The organism is Bradyrhizobium sp. UFLA05-153, from assembly GCF_054185185.1.
Map to the genome: position 1 here is coordinate 201,500 of NZ_JBBIAM010000001.1, position 18,807 is coordinate 220,306.

Sequence of the window (18,807 nt, forward strand, 5' to 3'; positions counted from 1 at the left end):
TCAAGCGATCGACTGGTTGACCGAGACGACGCGCCAGCCGTTCGCCAGCCGGTCGATGCGGGTGAGCGAGAGCGGATCAATCGCAAAGCGCAAGGCCGCTTGTGGGGCGAGGTCGAGCGCGATGCACAGCGCGGCGCGGATCGTGCCGGAATGGACGATGAGGATTGCTGATCCTCTTTCGATGCGGTGGAGGCCTTCGCGGGTTCTGGCGATTTGATCTTCAAAGCTTTCGCCGCCAGGGGGCTTTGAGCCCGCCGGGTCGGCCCAGAATCTTGCATAGGCGTCGCCGCCCGCAGCGGCGAGTTCATCGTGACGTCGTCCGGTCCATTCGCCAAAATCCTGCTCGCTGAAGGCGGGCACGAGGATCGGATCAAGCCCGAGTGCGCGTGCCGTGTCGACGGTTCGTCGTGCCGGGCTCGCATAGCTCGCGGCCCTCTCCGGCAAACACCGCCGCAGCGCGTCGAGGCGCGTCCGGTCGCTGAAATCGGCCGGCGCATCCATGGCGTGGATCGTCCCCGCAACGCCATCGACGACCGCATGCCGTACCAGCCAGAGGAAGGTGTCTCCTTCCATTCAACGTCTCCAAGATGTTTCCACTGCTGCGACAAGAACGCCATACCTCTTCACATTGACTCCGTCCCGGACTTAATCCTAGATGCTCGTGACGGTTTCCCCATCGGGGATGAAAAGGGAACGCGGTGCGGGGATTTTTCCCCTATGCCGCGGCTGCCCCCGCAACTGTAAGCGGAGAATCCTTCGTCACTAGCCACTGGGCTCTCGGTCCCGGGAAGGCGGCGAAGAGGTCACGACCCGCGAGCCAGGAGACCTGCCGTCAGCCGTGGTCACACGCGAAGATGTCGGTCGGGGAGTACAGACATTTGGCTTAGCCGGAGGCGAGAAACGCGCCGAAGGTTGAGACTTGGTTCGCTGTGACGTGCCACTGACGTCATACCGAGGCCCGAACCATGTCTTCCGCCCGTGCCGGCAAGCTGCGCGAATTTTTGCTCGCGTCCAGCATTCTTACGTCATTTGTCTTCGTTGATATCCCCACAGCCTTGGCGCAAGCGACCCGCGAACAATTGCCGCCGATCGAGGTTGCCCCGCATGGCGACCAGAACCGCAAACCGGTAACCAGCCGTGACGGGCAGGGCACCCGCCGTGCGGCACCGAAGAGAGCAGCAACCGCCGCGCCTGCACCGAAGCCTGTCGCACAAAACACAAGCCAGACGCCGCTCAACAGCAATGCAGTAGCCGTAAGCGCCTCGCGCCTGGGGCTGACCGTGCGCGAGGTGCCCGCGACCGTCGAGGTGATCTCGGCCGAGACGATCCGCGAGCAGGGCTACCGGACCGTCTCCGACGTCGCCCAGGGCGCGGTCGGCGTGACCGCCGGCGACAATCCGGCGGAGCCCTCGGCCTTCTCGATGCGCGGCTTCACCAACAGCCAGATCAATATCCTCTACAACGGCATCAAGATCGGCCCACAGAACATGACCTCGCGCGTCATGGATACGGCCAATCTCGAGGCCGTGGAATTCGTGAAAGGCCCAGCATCGGTCATGTCGGGCGAGGGTGCTGCCGGCGGCGCGGTCAATCTCGTGACCAAGCAGCCGCATACCGGCCCTGTCCGGAACGAAGCTGATTTCTCCTATGACTCCCTCAACTCGTTCCGCACCCATTACGGCTCCGGCGGCAGCACCAGCGTGCAGAGCCTCGACTACCGGTTCGACGTCAGCCGCTCCTCGCTCAACGGCTTTGCCGACGATACCGGCACCAAGACGCTCGACGTGTCGAGCCAGCTCAACCACCGCATCTCCGACAGCCTCAAGATCTGGGGCGCGGTCGAGTACAGGGAGGATCGCTCCAAGGCCTATTGGGGTGCGCCGCTGGTGCCCGTTGCCTTCGCTGGAGCCAACGCCACGACGGGTATCGTCTCCGGGACTTACAAGAATCTCGGGGCCGTAACCATCGACGACCGCACCTTCAATACCAACTACAACGTTCTCGACAACCGCAACGTGGCGCAAGAGGTTTGGCTGCGCGGCGGTTTTGAGCTGAAGCTGGCGCCTGACCTCACGCTGAAAAGCCAAGCCTATGGCTACGGCGCAGAGCGCACGTGGTTCAACAACGAGATTGAGGCGTTCGATTCCACGAACAACCAAGTCTATCGCGAGCGCTTCTACGTCGCGCACAGCCAGCGCCTCGTCGGCAATATCACCGACCTGATCTGGGATGCGAACATCGCAGGTTTCGACAATCGCCTAGTCACCACGTCGTCGTCGAGCTACCTCGACTTCGTCAGGCCCGGTGCCGCGAATTTCCCGAACGATTATGTCTCACTGGTCGATCCAAACCGCGGCTATTACGGTGATCTCACGACCAAGCAGCAGATCGCGCGTATCGATAACGAGGCGCTGTCGTTCGAAGACCGGCTGAAGCTGACGCGGACTTTCGCATTGATCGGCGGCCTGCGTGTCGAGCATATCGGGCTCGACCGCAACTCGACCGACAAGTTCGGCTTAGAGAACGCGGGCTTCCCGTTCACGAAGGACTGGGCGCCGGTGACGGGCCGCATCGGCTACACCTGGGAAGCCGTACCCGGCCTGACCTTCTATAGCCAGTACGCGACCGGCGCCGATGTCTCGGCCAACAACATCTTCCTGCTCGCGCCCACCCAGCCGCTCGACCTGACGACCTCGCGCACCTACGAGACCGGCGTCAAGCATCTGTTCTGGGACAACAGGGCGGAGTGGTCGTTCTCGGCCTACGACATCCTGCGCAAGAACGTCTACGCAGCCGCCGGTGGCATGCAGCTCAATATCGCCGGGCGGCAGGAGTCCAAGGGTGTTGAGCTCGCCGGTGCCGTACGCGTGACGGACGCCATGCGGCTGTGGGGCAATATCGCCTATGTCGACGCGCGCTATGCCGACTACAACTTCGCCGGCGGCTCGTTCTCGGGAAACACGCCGCCGAACGTGCCGCGCATCGTCGCCAATGCCGGCGCATCCTATCGCTTCTTCACACCTTTCTTCACACCTTGGCCGGTGGAGCTCGGAATCGTCGGACGCCACGTCGGCGATCGCTACAACACCGACGCGAACACCGTGACACTGAACGCCTACACGATCGCAGACGTCTACGCCTTCGTCGACGTCCCGAAGGCGGTTTTCTCCGCCGTCGAGCAGACGCGCCTGACGTTCCGCGTGCGCAACATCACCGACAGGCGCTATGCGATCTGGGGCGATCCGTTCTACCCCGACCAGGTCCTGTTGGGCGCACCGCGCACCTACGAGATCTCCGCCGCGTTCAAATGGTGAGGCGCTGATAGCATGCTGGGCGCGATGATTCTGCTGCACCGCTGGCTCGGGATCGCATTCTGCCTTCTGTTTGCGATGTGGTTCGCAAGCGGGATCGTGATGCACTTCGTTCCGTTTCCCTCGCTGAGTGAAGCGGAACGCTTCGAGGGTCTCGCACCGTTGCAAAACGTGGCTACGTCGATCGGGCCGTCGGACGCCGTCGCGGCGAGCGGACTGTCCGACGCCGCGCACGTGCGGCTGATCGGGCGGGGCGACGGTCCTGTCTACGTCGTCGTGGGACCTTCGCGGTCGCGGGCCGTCCGCACAACGGACGGCACCGACGCCACCGTGATGTCGCCGGACGTTGCACTTGCCATCGCGTCGGATCATGCGCGACGGCGCGGGCTTGATGTTGCCCGCGCGTCAGTCGTCGCGCTTGCCGAGCACGATCAATGGAGCGTGCCAAACGGCTTCGATCGGCATCGGCCGCTGTTCCGCGTGGCGCTCGGCGATGCTGATGGGAGCGAGCTCTACGTGTCGTCGGTCACGGGCGAGATCGTCCTGGATACGACGCGGCGCGAGCGCGGGTGGAATCTCGTCGGCAGCGTCGTGCACTGGATCTATCCGACCGTGCTGAGACGCAACTGGTCGCTCTGGGACGGGGCGGTCTGGAGCCTCTCGCTGATCGCATTGATCGCGACCGTGCTTGGCGCTGTGCTGGGCATCGCGCGGATCTGGGTTTGGAAGGGGCGAATGCGCTCACCCTTTCGCGGCTGGCATGCGTTGCATCACGTCATCGGATTGTTGGTGACGGTCTTCGTGCTGACCTGGATCTTCAGCGGCTGGCTGTCCATGGACCATGGGCGCCTGTTCTCGCGCGGGCAGTTGACGCAGGCTGAGGCGGACGTCGCCGCTGCCGTGCCCGACTGGCGCACGTTGGCAGTGGCGAACTGGCCGTTGATCTCGCCGTCCGCGGGCGAGGTCGAATGGTTCGCCTTCAACGGGAGGTTTTATCGGCGCGATCGCGTCGGTCTCGACAGGCAGATCCTGTTCAGTGCAGGTGGCGCAGCATCGGATGACTCGCCGGCATTTCTGACCCCACGCGAGATCACCGGACTGACGGAGCGTCTTGCAACCGGGTGCGGCCTTCCATTGCTCGTCCATGGGAACGATGACTACCCGGCATCATCTGCGGTGCCGGGTGGTCCCGTCTATCGCACGCGATGCGGCGACGTCTGGTTCGACATCGACGGTTCGAACGGGATGATGCTGCAGCGACTGGATTGGTCGCGACGGGCCTATCGCTGGCTGTACAGCGCGCTCCATACGCTGGATGTTCCGATCCTGACGGAGCATCCCTACATGCGCAGCGCCTTGATCGTCGGCCTGTGTGCGCTGGGTTTGTTGTTCTCGCTCACCGGCATTGTCATCGGCTGGCGCCGATTGCGTTACACAATCGGCACCGGGATGTTGCGGCCGTGACAGACATCACGCGTTCGCGGCTTCGTTGCGGCGTGAGCCGTCGGACAATCCTTCCTCCGCCAGCCACTCGCGTGCCAGGTTGACGTCGAGCTGGGAGAGTTGATGGCCGACTGGCAAGACGCGGCCCTCCACTCGCGCGCCCGATGCGGCGAGAGTCTCGGCAAGGCCCTCGACGTTGCCTGGCGGAACGATCGGATCCTGCCGGCCGGAGAGCAGCAGGATCGATTTTCCCGCAAGATCGACCTGCGGCGGCTTTGCCAGGGGCGCCATCGCGCGCAGCAGCACGGCGCCACCCAAGGCTTGCGGCCGAAGCAGCAGCATGGCGGCCGCGATATTGGCGCCGTTGGAATAGCCGAGAGCCACCGGCGCCGCGATGCCGTATTCATTGCGCGCGGCGTCGGCGAAGTCGGCGAGCTCATGCGCACGGCGCACCACGTCGGCCTCGTCGAACACGCCCTCGGCGAGGCGCCTGAAGAAGCGCGGTGCGCCGCCTTCCAGCACCTGGCCACGCACCGACAGCAGCGCGCGGTCGGGGGCGACCATGCGGCCCAGCGGGATCAAATCATTCTCGTCGCCGCCGGTGCCGTGCAGGAGCAGCAGCGGCGCGAGATCACGCCGCGTGCCCTTCTCGAAGCGGTGGATGAAAGAGGGCTTGCTCATCACGCCACCTGCGTCTCGTCGAGCGAAGGCAGCACGCCTTCGATGTCCTTGCGATGCGCCTCCAGGAAGGGCGGCAGCTTCAGGGCCTCGCCCAGTGTTGCGAGCGGCTCGTCCACGGCAAAGCCGGGAATGTCGGTCGCGATCTCGAACAGGATGCCGCCGGGCTCGCGGAAGTAGATCGAGCGGAAGTAGTTGCGATCCTTCTGCTCGGTCGGGTGCATGCCGTGCTCCGTCACGAGCTTGCGCGCCATCTCCGATTGCGCCGCATCGTCGGCGGCGCGGAACGCGATGTGGTGCACGGAGCCGCGACCCATGCGGCCGGGCAGAAAGCCCTTGGCCTCGTAGATGTCGACGACGCCGCCGACTGCGTTCGGCGAACGATAGCGGCTGATCGAACCTTCGCGGCCGGCGGCCTCGAAGCCGAGCACATTGGTCAGGATGGCGCCGGTCTTGGCGGCATCATCGAGCAGCAGCGTCACGCCGTGAAAGCCACGGATCGCGTGCTCGGCCGGAATGTCGCTATTGCTCCACGCGCGCTCGTTCTCGGCGCCGGGCACGCCGACCAAAGCGAGGCTCATGCCGTCAGGGTCGGTGAAGGACAGCACGCTCTCGCCAAAGCGCTTCTCCAGTGCCTCGTGCGCGACACCCTTCTCGATGAAGCGATGGGTCCAGTAGCCGATCGAGCGCGCCGGCACGCGGAAGGCGGTCTGCTGGGCTTGGCCGACGCCGCCCCGGCCCGGTGCCGCATGCTCCCATGGGAAGAAGGTGAGGATGGTGCCGGGCGTGCCGCTCTCGTCGCCATAATAGAAGTGATAGGTGCCGGGATCGTCGAAATTCACGGTCTTCTTGACCAGCCGCAGGCCCAGAAGATCTCGATAGAACTTCAGGTTCCGCAGCGGGTTACCGGAAATCGCGGTGACGTGGTGAAGGCCGGCCATAGCTTGTCTCCATTGCGTGTGAGCCCTGTTGGCTCGTCATGCCGGAAATATTGTTCTGCCCTGTTTCAAAGACAATCTGGCCTTTCATGGCATCACTGTCTATGAATCGGAGACAATTGGACGGTGGCCTGAATGGACAAGCTGGCGAGCCTGCGGGCATTCGCGAAGGTGGTCGAACTCGGCAGCTTTTCCGAAGCGGGCCGGGCGCTGCGCCTGTCGCGGTCCGCGGTGAGCAAATATGTCGGCGAGCTCGAGGACGAGCTCGGCGTGCAGCTGTTGAACCGCACCACGCGCCGCGTCAGTCCAACCGAAAACGGCCAGGCCTATTTCGAGCGCGTACTCGGTATCATCGGCGAGCTCGAGGCAGCGGACCAGGCCGTCACCCAGTCGCAGGCGGCACCGCGTGGACTATTGCGGGTCAATGCGCCGATGTCGTTCGGTACGCTTCGGCTCGGGCCGGCCATCGCCGAGTTCATGCAGCGCTATCCGGAGCTTCGCATCCAGCTCGTGCTGAGCGATGAGAATGTCGATCCGCTCCAGGACGGCCTCGATGTCACCCTGCGCATTGCCGACCTGGAGTCGTCGAGCCTGATCGCGCGCAAGATCGTGCCGATCGCCCGTGTGATCTGTGCCTCACCCGATTACTTCCAGAGGCACGGCGTGCCAGCGCATCCCAACGATTTGCGTGATCACAACTGCCTCACTTACGGATTCCTCTCCACCGGCAACCAGTGGAAGCTGTCAGGCAAGGATGGCGATCACTGGATCCAGCCGTCCTGGACGCTATGCGTCAACAATGCCGAAGTGTTGCGCGATGCGGCCGTGGCCGGGCGGGGGATCGCCTTGCTTCCGGTCTTCATCGGCGAGGACGCATTGCAGACGGGGCGTCTGCGGACCTGTCTCGATGACTATCATGCGCCGCCACTGGCGCTCTACGCGCTCTATCCGCCGACACGCCATCTCGCACTCAAGGTGCGTCTGTTCATCGATTTTCTGGTGGAACGGTTTGAGGGCTGATACGCCGGACGGGTTTCGGTGCAACGCACCAGGTGAAGGCTCGTGCAGAGCCGCGGCCGTGCGCTAACGTTTGCTCAGTGAGTGCTGACGTTGCCCGCGCTTGGCGTCCGTCAGAACGCGCGCCCGTTGAGGCGGGCTAAACGCCGGCGAGCAGGACGATCGCGACTATCAGCATCGTAACGCCGAGCGCCGGGAAAACGAGTGATATGGTTTCGTTCCTCATGCCACTAACTTACTGAATTCGTTTCACTTCGCTAGCTATACGATGGCATAGCCGAGCGTGCTGAATGGTTTCAGTCTGTTCACCGGAAGGTCGGGGCATGGATAGCCACGCGGGCTGATCGAGCGCTTCCCTCGTCTTGGGGTGCCCGCTACACTCCTCGGTCGAAGCACGTGTCAAGGTTCGCTTGTGGCGGAGCCCAAGGACAAGGACCAACCCGCGACAGTGGTCGTGATCGACGACGATCCGAGCATAAGGCAATCGCTTGGGAATTTGCTGCGGTCGGCAGGATTTCGGGTCAGCCTGATGGGCTCGGTCAGCGAGTTTCTGGATGCGGGGCGGCCGGAAGGGCCGACCTGCCTGGTGCTCGATGTCCGTCTCCCGGGGCAGAGCGGACTCGAGTTGCAGCGCGAACTCGGCACCGGCAAGCGGCAGTTGCCGATCATCTTCATCACCGGCCATGCCGATATCCCGATGTCCGTTCAGGCGATGAAGGGCGGCGCAATCGAATTCCTGACAAAGCCATTTCGCGAACAGGACCTGCTCGACGCGATCCAGCTTGGCCACGCCCGCGACCGGACATGGCTCGAGCAGGAGAAGATCGCCGCCGAGCTGAAGGCGCGCTTCGAAACCTTGACGCCGCGGGAGCGCGAAGTCATGGCGCTGGTCGTGAGCGGCCGGCTGAACAAGCAGATCGCGGCGGAGCTTGGCCTCAGCGAGATCACCGTCAAGGTTCATCGCGGCCAGGTGATGCGAAAGATGCATGCGAAGTCGCTGCCCGAATTATCGCGCATGGCCGACCGGGTTCTTCTTGCGCTGGGAAAATCGAACGACAGCGGCAAGGTGGCTTGACGGTCACCGGCCTGCTCGAGCCAGGGCGTTGCCAATGGCGCTGAGCAGATCGTCCTCGTTGAACGGCTTGGTGAGCAGGCAATGCACGCCATTCTGCTGGGCGCGCGCCCGGACATGGTCGCTCGGATAGGCGGTTATGATGATCGTGGGGATCGAATTTCCCCGGCCGATCAGTGTCTGGTGCAGATCAAGTCCGCTCATGTTCGGCATATTGGCGTCGACGACCAAGCAACCAACCTGATCCATCTTCGCGAAGCGCAGGAACTCCTCCGCAGATGCAAACACCTCCGCAGAAACGCCAATGGAGCGCAGCAGCCCGCCAACTGCGGTACGAACCGAGTTGTCGTCGTCTACGATCGCAACGAGCCGTCCTGCATGGGGTACTTGCACGATCCGTCATCCCGAAAACGGGCATCGGCGGGACGACAACGATGATCCCGACCGTTGACGAGAGCTTAGGTCCAACCGTCAGTCGCGGCGACTATACAGATGTATACCTGGTTGCCGTCGCCGTGCCGGCACTTCGCTCGGAATCGCTAGAGCATGATCCCGACCCGAAGGGCCACGTTAGCCCAAAGCGCGAAGCGGTTTTCCCTCGCGACAAACGCGGAACGCGTTTGCGCGGGAGATCATGCTCAAACAATAACCTAAAGCGCGATGTTGATTCATCCCATTCTCATCGTGCTTTAAGGCGCGAGCCGGGCCAGCGTGCCGGCTTGCGCCGCCGCGATGGCATCGGCCGCATCCTCTGGGAGGAGCAGGCGGTCATCGACCATTCGCATGCTTGCCGCCTTGACTGCGGCTACATAGGCATCCGGCGTGGGATAGAGCTCCTCGATCGAGGGGCGGGGATCGCCGGCGGCAAGACGCTCTGCGCGCGTGCCGGCGAACGCCAGCGTACCGCCCATCTGGGAACACAGAGTCTGCGCGCCGTCTGCCCCGGCGATCGCATTCCATCCCGTGTAGGTCGCGCGAGCCGCAGCAAGCAACGGCAACCGGATGCCCGCCAGCGCGTTGCCATCAGCGCCGGCGCGCGGCAGATAGAGCGGGTATTCCCCGCGCACCTTCGGCAACGGAGTTGCCTGTTCGATCGCCTCCGCGCGCGCATATTGGGCGCGATAGCCGAGGCCGGGGATCGGCACCGGATAAACATCGCCGGCCGCTACAAGCGTATTCTGCGCGAGTGTCGGGTAGCGGCTTGCGGGCGGCGGCAAGTCCTCGATGATCCAAGCGCGCAAGTCGGTCAGCAGCGCGCGGAAGGCGGGACCGCCATAGACGGGATTTAGCGGCAGGGTGCAGGTCGGTCTATGGGTCACGACGGCGCTCGCGACATTGCCGTGCGGGCTGCCTGCGACCATGTAGAGCCGCACCTCCGGCGGCGGCTCCAGATTGCGCCCGCGCGTGTCGGTGACGAGCAAGCTCGCTTCGGATCCCCAGAACTCGAACTCGGAGTCGACCTGCATGATGCGCGGACAGGTGTTGGTCAGGCCGCAGCGGAGCAACAGCCCGTCACGCCGGCCAGTGAATGCATCCTCCGTGACGGCATAGGTGAAGGGGAAACGCAGCACGGGATAGAGCCGGTCGAACTCGGGTCCGGGATTGCGGCCTGGCTCGGCAAAACGGTCATTGGTGAAGCTGCGCCGCGCGCCGGGGATGATCGGCATCATCGCATCGAATACCAGTCGTCCGGCTTCGTCCTCGTTCATCCCAAAATAAAGCACGTCGCGAAGCACGCGGCCGGACTGCGAGATGCCGAGCCCGATCGCCCGCGAGATGCCGCTCTGGCCGTCGGCCGCGAGCGGATTGGTCGGACCGCGCTCGCGCCGCAGGAAGGCGGTGACGTCGCGGATCGCGGCGAGGCCCATGCCAGTCACCTTCGAGTCGCGCGCCGTATAAGTCAGCTCGTACAGCGCATCCGGGATCAAGCCGGGCGGGCGCGTGATCTCGATCGTCGTGTCGTCGACGAAGCTGAACTTGAGCTCCGGTGGAGTTTGTCGCGGATCGTCGGCGCGGGCATGCACCGACAATTGCGCGCTGGCTCGGTCCGCGACCGGATAGCTCAGCGTTGCGCGATGCGGGTTCGTCGTGTCGCCGAAACTCCACTCTTCGCGAACGGGTCCGGTGATACCGGTAACGACCGGCACCTGGATCCCCAGCAAGCCAGCGCCTGTGGGCGAATCCGCCTGCCAGCCGGCCCAGACCAGCGTGTAGCCCTGCGACAGCAGGAAGCCGCGGCCCATGTCATCCGCTTGCTCGAGACGGATGCTCCCCTGGATCGAGCTGTTGTCGAACCACGCCGATATCAGCCTGCGCCCACGGTTTGGTATTTCGAACAGCAGGATGCCGTTCGGATGCGCGGGACGCAGGATGACGACGTCGCTGATGGCTTCGACCTTGCCGTCGGCATTGCGCGGCGCGCGGTCGAGGTCGGTGATGACGGAGTTGTGGGGATTGGCCGGATCGAGTGCGATGGTGGCACGCGCGGCGATCTTCTCGACCTGACCGGCGGCGCCGAAGCTGCGGCCTTGCAGGACGGAGGCGGCGCGTTCGAGGATGTTGAAGCGCGTGACCTCAGCATTGGCGGAGGTGGTGAGGGCAAGGGCAATCAGCCCGCTCAACAGAGCAGGATAACGTACCATGTCGTGTCTCCTCCCAGAGTCAGGACATGATGAGTAGAGCGCCGCGGGCGTGATCTGGCAAGCTGCGCACGAGCGTCGCGTTCAGAGCGAGCTGCCGCCGCAGATGACGAGTTGCTGCCCGGTGATTGCCCCGGCTTCCGCCGAGAGCAGGAACGCCACGCTGGCCGCGACTTCCTCGGGACGGATGAAGCGGCCGATCGGCGGCAACTTGGGCGTCACATTGACGCGCGTCGGATCTTGGAGCATCGGCGTTTCGGTTGCGGCGGGCGCGACGACGTTCACCGTGATGCCGCGTGGCGCGAGCTCCGCCGCCCATGAACGTGCGAGCGCCACCAGCGCCGCTTTCGTCGCAGCATATTGTCCCCGGCCGGATGCGCCCGATGCGGTCCGGCTGCCGATGAAGACGATACGCCCGCCCTCGGGCAGGCGCGGCGCCAGCGCATTGGCGAGACGCTCTGCGACATCGACATGCAGCCGCCACATCGCGGCGCCGTCGTCATGGTTGAGCGCGCCGAGCTGGCCGACCCTGAGAGCGCCCGCGGCATGAACGAGCGCCGTCGGTGCGATGCCTGCGACGGCAGGCGCAATGGCATCGACGTCGCCGAGATCAAGCGACAGGTGATCGAACGCCGGATGGTCGAAGGGGGCGGGGCGGCGGCTGATCCCGGTGACGCGCCAGCCGTCGCGCAGCAGGCGTTCGACGATCGCAGCTCCAATGCCAGAGCTGGCGCCCGTCACGAGTGCGTGAGGCCTCCCGCCCATCATCCTAGTCCCTGGCCGCGCGCGTGACCCATGGCTCGCTCACGCGAACATGCTTGATCGCCCGCCGATGAAAGGTGAAGGCCATGTGAAGCGCGCCGTCGGCGGTCTGCTTGACCGAGGGATATGACAGTTCGCGGTTGGTCTGGTCGCGCGAATTGTTGGTCATGCAATAGCCATCACCGGTCTCGACGTCGCGCTTGGTCCAGCTCCGTCCGCCGTCGCTCGACACGGCGAGCGTCATCGGGGCTCTCGGCGCTCCCCAGAACGCGGAACGTCCGTCCGTTTTGCCGTCGCCGGCGATCACGGGCGGCAGCTCGTCCTCGATCTCGTCGTAGAGCGACAGACGGCGGTCGGTCGAAGCATTCGCGCTGCTGTCATTGAAAACGAGCGCGAGATGTCCGTCGGCAAGGTGCGTGAACTGGATCGAGGAGTTGTTGTTCGGAAGAACGGTTGCGACCGGCGTCGACCATGTGCGGCCGTGATCGGTGGACCGGCTCTGATAGATGTTGTCGGCCCAGCGGCTGCGGAACAGCGCGAGCAGCGAGCCGTCGTCAAGGCGTTCGATGCACATATGCACGCAGCCACGGCTTTCCGGGACGTCCACGTCACGCCAGGTCTTTCCTGCGTCGGAGGAGATCTTCACCGCGCTGGTGTCCTCGTCGCCGTTCCATTTCCGTCCCGGCGTGCTGTGACAATAGAAGACGGGAAGCAGCCAGTCGCCATTGTCGAGCACCACGATCGGCTGGCGGATGAAAGTGCCGCGGCCGCGCTGCTCCGGAAACAGCGTCTCGATCGGGCCCCAGCTGCGACCGTTGTCGCGTGACAGGCGCCTGCGGACGAAGGCCGTGTCCTGGTTTCCCGCAAGCTGCGCTGTCCACATCAGCCACAGCGTGCCGTCCGGGGCAGGGAACAGCACCGGGTTCTGCTCGGAACGCTTGGAATCGTCAGACAGCTTTTCGGCCGGCGACCATTGCGTCGCGCTGCGGGAAAGGCGGGAGAAGTAGACTGAGATGTCCGACATGCCTTCCTGCGTGCCGCCGAACCAGACGCAGCCGAGGTCGCCGCCCGCAAGGGGCATCAGATTGGCCGCGTGGTTCTGCACGCAGGGCGACGGAATGAAGGCATCGAACCGGTCGGGATCGCCGGCCGCCCGGCGCACGACACCGTCGGCCGCGATCTCGGTGTCCGCGATCATGCTGAAGTCCTTTCCACGAGAGTATTGGCTTGCGCGGCTGTCGGGGCGTCGCGTTCAATGGGCGTGCGGCCGAGCACGAGACGCTCGATCGCCATCACGACCAGCGGCGTCGCCGCTGCGATATACATGTTGTCGATGCCGAAGGGATTACCGAGCAGATACCAGACCGTCGTCGAGACCGCGGCGCCGATCAGGCCGGCGGTCGCGCCGCGGTTGCTGGCAAACAGCGGCAGATAGAAGCCCATCATGGCGACGATGGTGATCGACAGCCGCAGCGCACGCGTGAAGAACGACAGCTTGAGGATCTCGGGAACGAAGAACACGAACACCAGCGGCACGATACCGATCACGACCGAGAATACGCGGGTCATCTTCAGTTCGCGCTCCGGCGTCGGCTTCCAGTAGGGGACGTAGAAGTCACGTACCACGAGCGAGGCGATCGCGAGCGCGACGGTGCAGACGCTGACGAAGATCGAGGCGACCAGCGAGGTCGTCACGAAAGCGGAGGCCAGCGGTGGCATCTTCTCCAGGAATACCGGCAGCGCGTAAAGGCTGTTCATGTCCGGATAGAGGAATTTCGCCGCAACGCCGATCAGGGCGAGCAGGAAGCCGAGCGGGAGACAGAACGCCGCCGCGTAGAAGGTCGCCTTGCGGGCGTCGTCGGCGCTCGGCGTCGAGGAGATCGCCTGCACGATGAACTGCGTCGAGAAGATCGCGCCAACCGTGCCGAAGGTCCAGGCGAAGATGGTCGTGAAGCCGATCTTGCCGTCCCAGCTGAAGTAATAGGCCGGCAGTTTCGCCTGGATCGGCGCGATCCCGCCGGTCAACGACATGGCGACCGCGAAGATGATGAGGATGCCGACAACCTTGATGGCGCTGTGCAGGATCGTGACCCAGGCCACGCCCTTCAGGCCGCCGAACACGTAATAGAAAGTAGAGACCACGGCGATGATGCACATCGCAACGGGTAGGCTGATATGCAGCGAGGTGGCGATGGCCGCCGCGCCACTGACATAGTTGCCGACGTTCACGAGCAGCAGCGCGTAGATCATGATCACCGACACGGTGAGCATGGTCGACTTGCCGTATTTCTGCGCGATCGCGGCCGAGATCGTGTATTCGCCGGAATTGTAGAGCTTCTTCACCATCAAGAACCCGAACAGAAGGAAGCCGATCGACGCGCCAAGCACGGCCCATCCAGCGGCCATGCCGGACTGAAACGCTTCCTGGGCCGTGCCGACGGTCGACTTGGCGCCGACGAACTCGGACATCATGAGCACGCCGACGACGACGGCGGGCATGGCGCGCGCACCGGTCATGAACTGATCGCTCGTCCTGCTGCGCAGCTTGATCGTGAGCCACGACGTGAAGGCGATGTAGGCGGCGATCATCGTGACGATGAGCGTGCTCTCTCCATTGAGGATGGCTTGCATCGATGGTGTTTCCTCTGGTGACACGGACGCGGTGTTGTGAAGCCCGCTACGTCCGGTTTTGTCCGATTGCTCGTTGATCGGAATGCGAACAAATGTTGTTAAGTCCTATTAGACCTGCCCGGGCGCCTTCCGTCAAGCGCACGTGTTGACGCGGCGGTGGGACGCGCCCGCCGCGCGTTCATTGCCGTAGCGAGTTCAGTGGGTTCCCGGTTGAAAGAGGGATCAGCCGCTCATCTGGACGGCGTTGGTCAAGAGCTTGGCGACCCGCAGCACTTCCGGCAGCGCCGATTTCTCGAACGTCTTGATATCGATGCGGTTGGCGTCGACGGTGAGGCTGATACCCGCCACGATGGATTTGTCGGGGCCGAACACCGGTGCGGCGAGCGTGCGCAAGCCATAGGCGTTTTCGCCGTCCGAGACGGCATAACCCTGCTTGCGCACCAGATCGAGCCGCGTGAGCAGCGCCTTCAGATCCGTCAGCGTGCGCTCCGACAATTTGATCCGCTCGGTGGCCTCGAGCCGCGCGATCTGCTCGTTCTTCGGCAGGCCCGCAAGCATGACGTGCCCGAGCGCTGCGGCGTAGGCCTTGATCCGGCTACCGGGCCTGCGGTCGATCTTGTGGCGGTCGAGGCCGGCGCTGACGCGCGCGAGATAGACGACGTCGCTGCCGTCGAGAACGCCGAGCGAGGCGGCGTCACCCAGCGACGGGACGAGCTCGCGCAGCAGCGGTTCGGCTTGGCCGCGCAGATTGCCGGCGGAGAGCGCCGTGTAGCCGAGATCGAGGCACTTCAGGCTGAGACGATAGTGGCGCGTCGCCTCGTTGGCGTGGAGGTAGCCGAGCTTGACCAGTGTCTGCACCAGGCGGAACGCCGTGCCGCGGTCCATCTCGGCGCGCTCGGCAATCTCCGTGATCGTCAATTCGAACTCTTCGGCCGAAAAACTCTTCAGCACTGCGAAGGCCTTGGCCACCGAGTTCACGAAATTCTTGGGATTGTCGGCAGGCGATGCGGCTTTGGCCAATGTTCGTTTCCTCTCGTCTGACGTCTTGCGGAAAGAGTTGGAACTCCTCGCAAATCCGCGCTCTACTTGGGCCGGTCCGGCAGGAGGACAGCCGTCCCGGATGGAAAGGCATGGGCTGCTCGCTTGACGACCGCGACTGCGAAGTCTAATCACCTCCTCAAGGTTTTACAACAATTGTTCGGACTCCGATCAATCGATCGGCCGGATGCCAACGGAGGAGCTCTCGTCGTGGACGTTCAGCCCAAAGGCGTATTTTGCGCGGCGTTGACGCCGCTGGATGCCGATCTTGCGCCGGATCATCGCGTATTCATCAAGCATTGTCGCCATCTCCTGAGCGAAGGCTGTGACGGCATCGCATTGCTGGGCACGACCGGAGAAGCCAACTCGTTTTCGGCGAGCGAACGCAAGGCGCTGATCGAGAGCGTCGTCGGCGCAGGGATCGCGCCGTCAAAGCTCCTGCCGGGGACCGGTGTGCCGGCGCTGACCGAAACCGTCGAGCTGACACGGCACGCGCTCTCGCTCGGCGTGACCACCGTCGTGATGCTGCCGCCGTTCTACTACAAGGACATCACCGACGAGGGACTGTTCGCATCCTACAGTGAGGTCATTCAGCGTGTCGCTGATGCCAGACTCAAGGTCGTGCTCTATCACATCCCCCAGATGTCGCATCAGCCGATCCCGCACGCGGTGATCGCGCGGCTGCGCGCAGCCTATCCGGACGTCATCGTCGGCATCAAGGATTCTTCGGGCGACTTTGCCAACATGACGGCGATGATCGAGAAATTCCCGGGCTTTGCGGTGCTCGCAGGCGCCGATCCGCTGCTGCTGCCGCTTCTGAAGAAGGGCGGCGCGGGCTGCATCACCGCAACCTCGAACTTGGTCGCGCGTGAACTCGCTTACGTATTCCGTCACTATAATGACGATGACGCCGCGCTGGAGGCGGCGCAGAGCCGCATCATCAAGGCGCGCGAGCGCGTCTCCGTGTTCCCGCAGATCGCTTCGCTGAAGACGCTGCTGGCGCAGGAGACCGGCCACGCCGACTGGCGCCGGATGCGGCCGCCGCTGCTGCCGTTGTCGCAGGAGAATGCCGACACACTCCTGGCCGCAAGTCGCGTCAAGGAGCAGGTGTGAGGCCGTCGCTCCGCCTTCTCGCCGATGATCTGACCGGTGCGCTGGACACGGCCGCCGAGTTCGTCGGCGTGTGCGGACCGCTTCAAGTGACATGGGCGCAAGTGACCTGGGCGGAGGCACAGCCTTCGCAACTTCCTGCGTGTCTCGCGGTCGATACCGGCACGCGGGAGCGCGACAAGGCCGACAGTGTCGCGATCGTCGAGCGCCTCGCGCCGCTGCTACGCGACGGAGCGATCGCCTACAAGAAGGTCGACAGCATGTTGCGCGGCGCCTGGGCAGCCGAGCTCGGGGCGTGCCTGCGATCGGGGCCGTGGAGGTCCTGCATCGTGGCTCCGGCTTTCGCCTATCAGGGTCGTCGCACCTTCGGCGGCCAGCAATACGCGCGTGCCCATGACGGAAGCTGGTCGCGGGTCGGCGACAATCTGCTGGCGCAACTCGCGGCGGAAGGCCTCGATGCGCAGACTGGGCGGTGTGATACCGATCTGCCTGCCGGCATCAGCGTCTTCGACGCGGAGAGCGAGGATGATCTCGATCGTATCGTCGCGATCGGACGCCGCGCGTCGCAGCCGGTCCTGTGGTGCGGCAGCGGTGGGCTTGCCGGCGCGCTCGCACGCGACAGCGATGCGTCCGCGCCGTCGGTCTTGCGCAAGCCGGTCCTCGGGCTGTTCGGATCAGACCAGTCTGCGACGGCCGCACAGCTTACGGCTTGCGGTGAGGCCGTCGTTGCGCTCACGGAAACTGGCGAAGACAACGCCGGATTGGTTCGCCGCAAGCTCGGTACGGAAGACGTTGCGCTGGTGAAGTTCGACCTCCCGTCCGGTCTGTCCCGTGGTGAGGCGGCGCACCGCATCGCGCGCGGACTCACGTCGCTGACCGCTGCACTGGAGCCGCCGGGCACGCTCATTGTCGCGGGCGGGGAGACCTTGCGGGCGTTGTGCCTTGCGCTGGGCGCAAACGCGCTCGAAGTGACCGGGCGCATCATGCCGGGCCTGCCACGCTCGATCATTCGCGGCGGCCGCTGGGACGGGGTCGAGGTAATCTCGAAATCAGGCGCCTTCGGCGCGCCGAACTTGTGGCGCTCGCTGTTGCAGGACAGTCAGTTGATCAACGAAAGACACGACACATGACCCATCCGCATCTCGCCATCACCATGGGCGATCCCGCCGGGATCGGTCCGGAGATCATCATCAAGGCCTGTGAGAAGCTGCGGTCGCGGATCGACACCGGTGATCTCCGGCTGCTGATCATCGGCAGCGGCGCAGCATTGAAGAATGCGGCCGTGCAACTGGCTGCGAAACTCGACATTCCCGAGGTGCACGCGTCGGACAAGGATTGGCCGAACCTGTGCTTTCTCCAGGCCGATGACGAAGGCGAGCCGATGAAGCCCGGCGTGCTGACGGCCGACGGCGGCCGTTTTGCCTTCAAGGCGGTGGAGCAGGGTGTGCGCCTGACCCAGGCCGGCCGGATCGGCGGCATCGTGACCGCGCCGCTGAACAAGGAAGCGCTCAACAAGGCCGGCTACCACTATCCCGGCCATACCGAGATGCTGGCCGAACTCACCGGCGTCAAAGGCTCGGTGATGATGCTCGCCCATGGCAACATGCGCGTCAGCCATGTCTCCACCCACGTCGCGCTCCAGGACGTGCCGAAGCGGCTGACGCCGGAGCGCCTGCGCTATGTTATCGATCTCACCGACAAGGCGCTGCGCGGCCTCGGCCTCTCGAGGCCGAAGATCGCCGTGGCCGCGCTCAATCCGCACGCCGGTGAGGGCGGACTGTTCGGCCGCCAGGACATTGACGTGTCCGAGCCGACGATCGCGAAGGCGGTCGCCGACGGTTTCAATATCGTCGGCCCGGTGCCGGGCGATACCGTGTTCGTGAAACTGCGTGCCGGCCAGTACGACGCGGTGATCGCGATGTATCACGACCAGGGACACATCCCGGTCAAGCTGCTTGGCTTCGAGGTCGATCCTGCCACCGGCCGCTGGCAGGAGCTGTCCGGCGTCAACATCACGCTGGGACTGCCGATCATCCGCACCTCGGTCGACCACGGTACCGCCTTCGACATCGCGGGCAAGGGTATCGCCAATGAGCGCAGCCTGATCGAGGCGATCGAATATGCCGAACGCCTTGCCGCCAGCGCGACGCGTGCGTGAGCCCGGAAAG

The 18,807-nt window shown here is 64.4% G+C and carries 16 protein-coding genes and 1 riboswitch; of the genes, 7 read left to right on the plus strand and 9 right to left on the minus strand.

All coding sequences use genetic code 11. The features are described 5' to 3' along the window. Entirely contained in the window at positions 1-573 is a 573-nt protein-coding gene (locus Q2941_RS00945; protein WP_254113175.1) for a histidine phosphatase family protein, read from the minus strand. Positions 574-648: 75 nt separating this feature from the next. Next, positions 649-848, plus strand: a riboswitch (cobalamin riboswitch). Between the two features lie 117 nt (positions 849-965). On the opposite strand from Q2941_RS00945, the gene Q2941_RS00950 reads away from it, so the two are divergent. Both Q2941_RS00950 and Q2941_RS00955 read left to right on the plus strand, forming a co-directional pair. Next, positions 966-3,314 (plus strand): TonB-dependent receptor, encoded by a 2,349-nt coding sequence (locus Q2941_RS00950; protein WP_458191290.1) that lies wholly within the window; start codon positions 966-968, stop codon positions 3,312-3,314. 12 nt (positions 3,315-3,326) lie between these two features. After that, positions 3,327-4,775 carry a PepSY domain-containing protein gene (locus tag Q2941_RS00955; protein WP_458191291.1) on the plus strand — a complete coding sequence of 483 codons (1,449 nt, stop codon included), beginning with the start codon at positions 3,327-3,329 and terminating at the stop codon, positions 4,773-4,775. Between the two features lie 6 nt (positions 4,776-4,781). On the opposite strand, the gene Q2941_RS00960 is transcribed toward Q2941_RS00955, so the two are convergent. Further along, complete coding sequence (locus Q2941_RS00960; RefSeq protein ID WP_458191292.1) at positions 4,782-5,435, minus strand: alpha/beta hydrolase; 654 nt, start codon at positions 5,433-5,435, stop codon at positions 4,782-4,784. Continuing rightward, on the minus strand, positions 5,435-6,373 hold the full coding sequence (locus Q2941_RS00965) for a ring-cleaving dioxygenase (protein ID WP_254113172.1): 939 nt from the start codon (positions 6,371-6,373) through the stop codon (positions 5,435-5,437). The genes Q2941_RS00960 and Q2941_RS00965 overlap by 1 nt, the downstream gene beginning before the upstream one ends. A gap of 132 nt (positions 6,374-6,505) precedes the next feature. On the opposite strand from Q2941_RS00965, the gene Q2941_RS00970 reads away from it, so the two are divergent. Then, complete coding sequence (locus Q2941_RS00970; RefSeq protein WP_254113171.1) at positions 6,506-7,390, plus strand: LysR family transcriptional regulator; 885 nt, start codon at positions 6,506-6,508, stop codon at positions 7,388-7,390. 409 nt (positions 7,391-7,799) lie between these two features. Then, positions 7,800-8,462 (plus strand): response regulator transcription factor, encoded by a 663-nt coding sequence (locus Q2941_RS00975; protein WP_035661099.1) that lies wholly within the window; start codon positions 7,800-7,802, stop codon positions 8,460-8,462. 3 nt (positions 8,463-8,465) lie between these two features. Here Q2941_RS00975 and Q2941_RS00980 read toward each other — a convergent pair whose 3' ends face one another. The 6 genes from Q2941_RS00980 to Q2941_RS01005 all read right to left on the minus strand — a co-directional run bounded on the left by Q2941_RS00980 (position 8,466) and on the right by Q2941_RS01005 (position 15,511). Beyond that, positions 8,466-8,852, minus strand: a complete 387-nt coding sequence (locus Q2941_RS00980) for a response regulator transcription factor (protein WP_035661096.1) — start codon at positions 8,850-8,852, stop codon at positions 8,466-8,468. A 296-nt stretch (positions 8,853-9,148) separates the two neighbouring features. Further along, a complete protein-coding gene (locus Q2941_RS00985) occupies positions 9,149-11,101 on the minus strand; it encodes an alpha/beta hydrolase domain-containing protein (protein ID WP_458191293.1) in 1,953 nt (650 codons plus the stop codon). Positions 11,102-11,182: 81 nt separating this feature from the next. Continuing rightward, the gene (locus tag Q2941_RS00990; RefSeq protein ID WP_458191294.1) at positions 11,183-11,866 is read right to left on the minus strand and encodes an SDR family NAD(P)-dependent oxidoreductase; all 684 of its coding nucleotides are present in this window, start codon (positions 11,864-11,866) and stop codon (positions 11,183-11,185) included. Between the two features lies 1 nt (position 11,867). Further along, on the minus strand, positions 11,868-13,058 hold the full coding sequence (locus tag Q2941_RS00995) for a sialidase family protein (protein WP_027521080.1): 1,191 nt from the start codon (positions 13,056-13,058) through the stop codon (positions 11,868-11,870). Then, positions 13,055-14,491: a sodium:solute symporter family protein gene (locus Q2941_RS01000; RefSeq protein ID WP_458191295.1), complete on the minus strand. Its 1,437-nt coding sequence runs from the start codon at positions 14,489-14,491 to the stop codon at positions 13,055-13,057. Before Q2941_RS01000 ends, Q2941_RS00995 begins: the two co-directional genes overlap by 4 nt. 222 nt (positions 14,492-14,713) lie before the next feature. Next, complete coding sequence (locus tag Q2941_RS01005; RefSeq protein WP_035661089.1) at positions 14,714-15,511, minus strand: IclR family transcriptional regulator; 798 nt, start codon at positions 15,509-15,511, stop codon at positions 14,714-14,716. 228 nt (positions 15,512-15,739) lie between these two features. On the opposite strand from Q2941_RS01005, the gene Q2941_RS01010 reads away from it, so the two are divergent. Genes Q2941_RS01010 through pdxA form a run of 3 tightly spaced genes read left to right on the plus strand, consistent with a single transcriptional unit; the run spans position 15,740 to position 18,797 of the window. Continuing rightward, complete coding sequence (locus tag Q2941_RS01010; RefSeq protein WP_458191296.1) at positions 15,740-16,642, plus strand: dihydrodipicolinate synthase family protein; 903 nt, start codon at positions 15,740-15,742, stop codon at positions 16,640-16,642. After that, on the plus strand, positions 16,639-17,769 hold the full coding sequence (locus tag Q2941_RS01015; RefSeq protein WP_458191297.1) for a four-carbon acid sugar kinase family protein: 1,131 nt from the start codon (positions 16,639-16,641) through the stop codon (positions 17,767-17,769). The genes Q2941_RS01010 and Q2941_RS01015 overlap by 4 nt, the downstream gene beginning before the upstream one ends. After that, on the plus strand, positions 17,766-18,797 hold the full coding sequence (gene pdxA / locus Q2941_RS01020) for a 4-hydroxythreonine-4-phosphate dehydrogenase PdxA (RefSeq protein ID WP_458191298.1): 1,032 nt from the start codon (positions 17,766-17,768) through the stop codon (positions 18,795-18,797). Before Q2941_RS01015 ends, pdxA begins: the two co-directional genes overlap by 4 nt. The last annotated feature ends 10 nt before the right edge of the window (positions 18,798-18,807 follow it).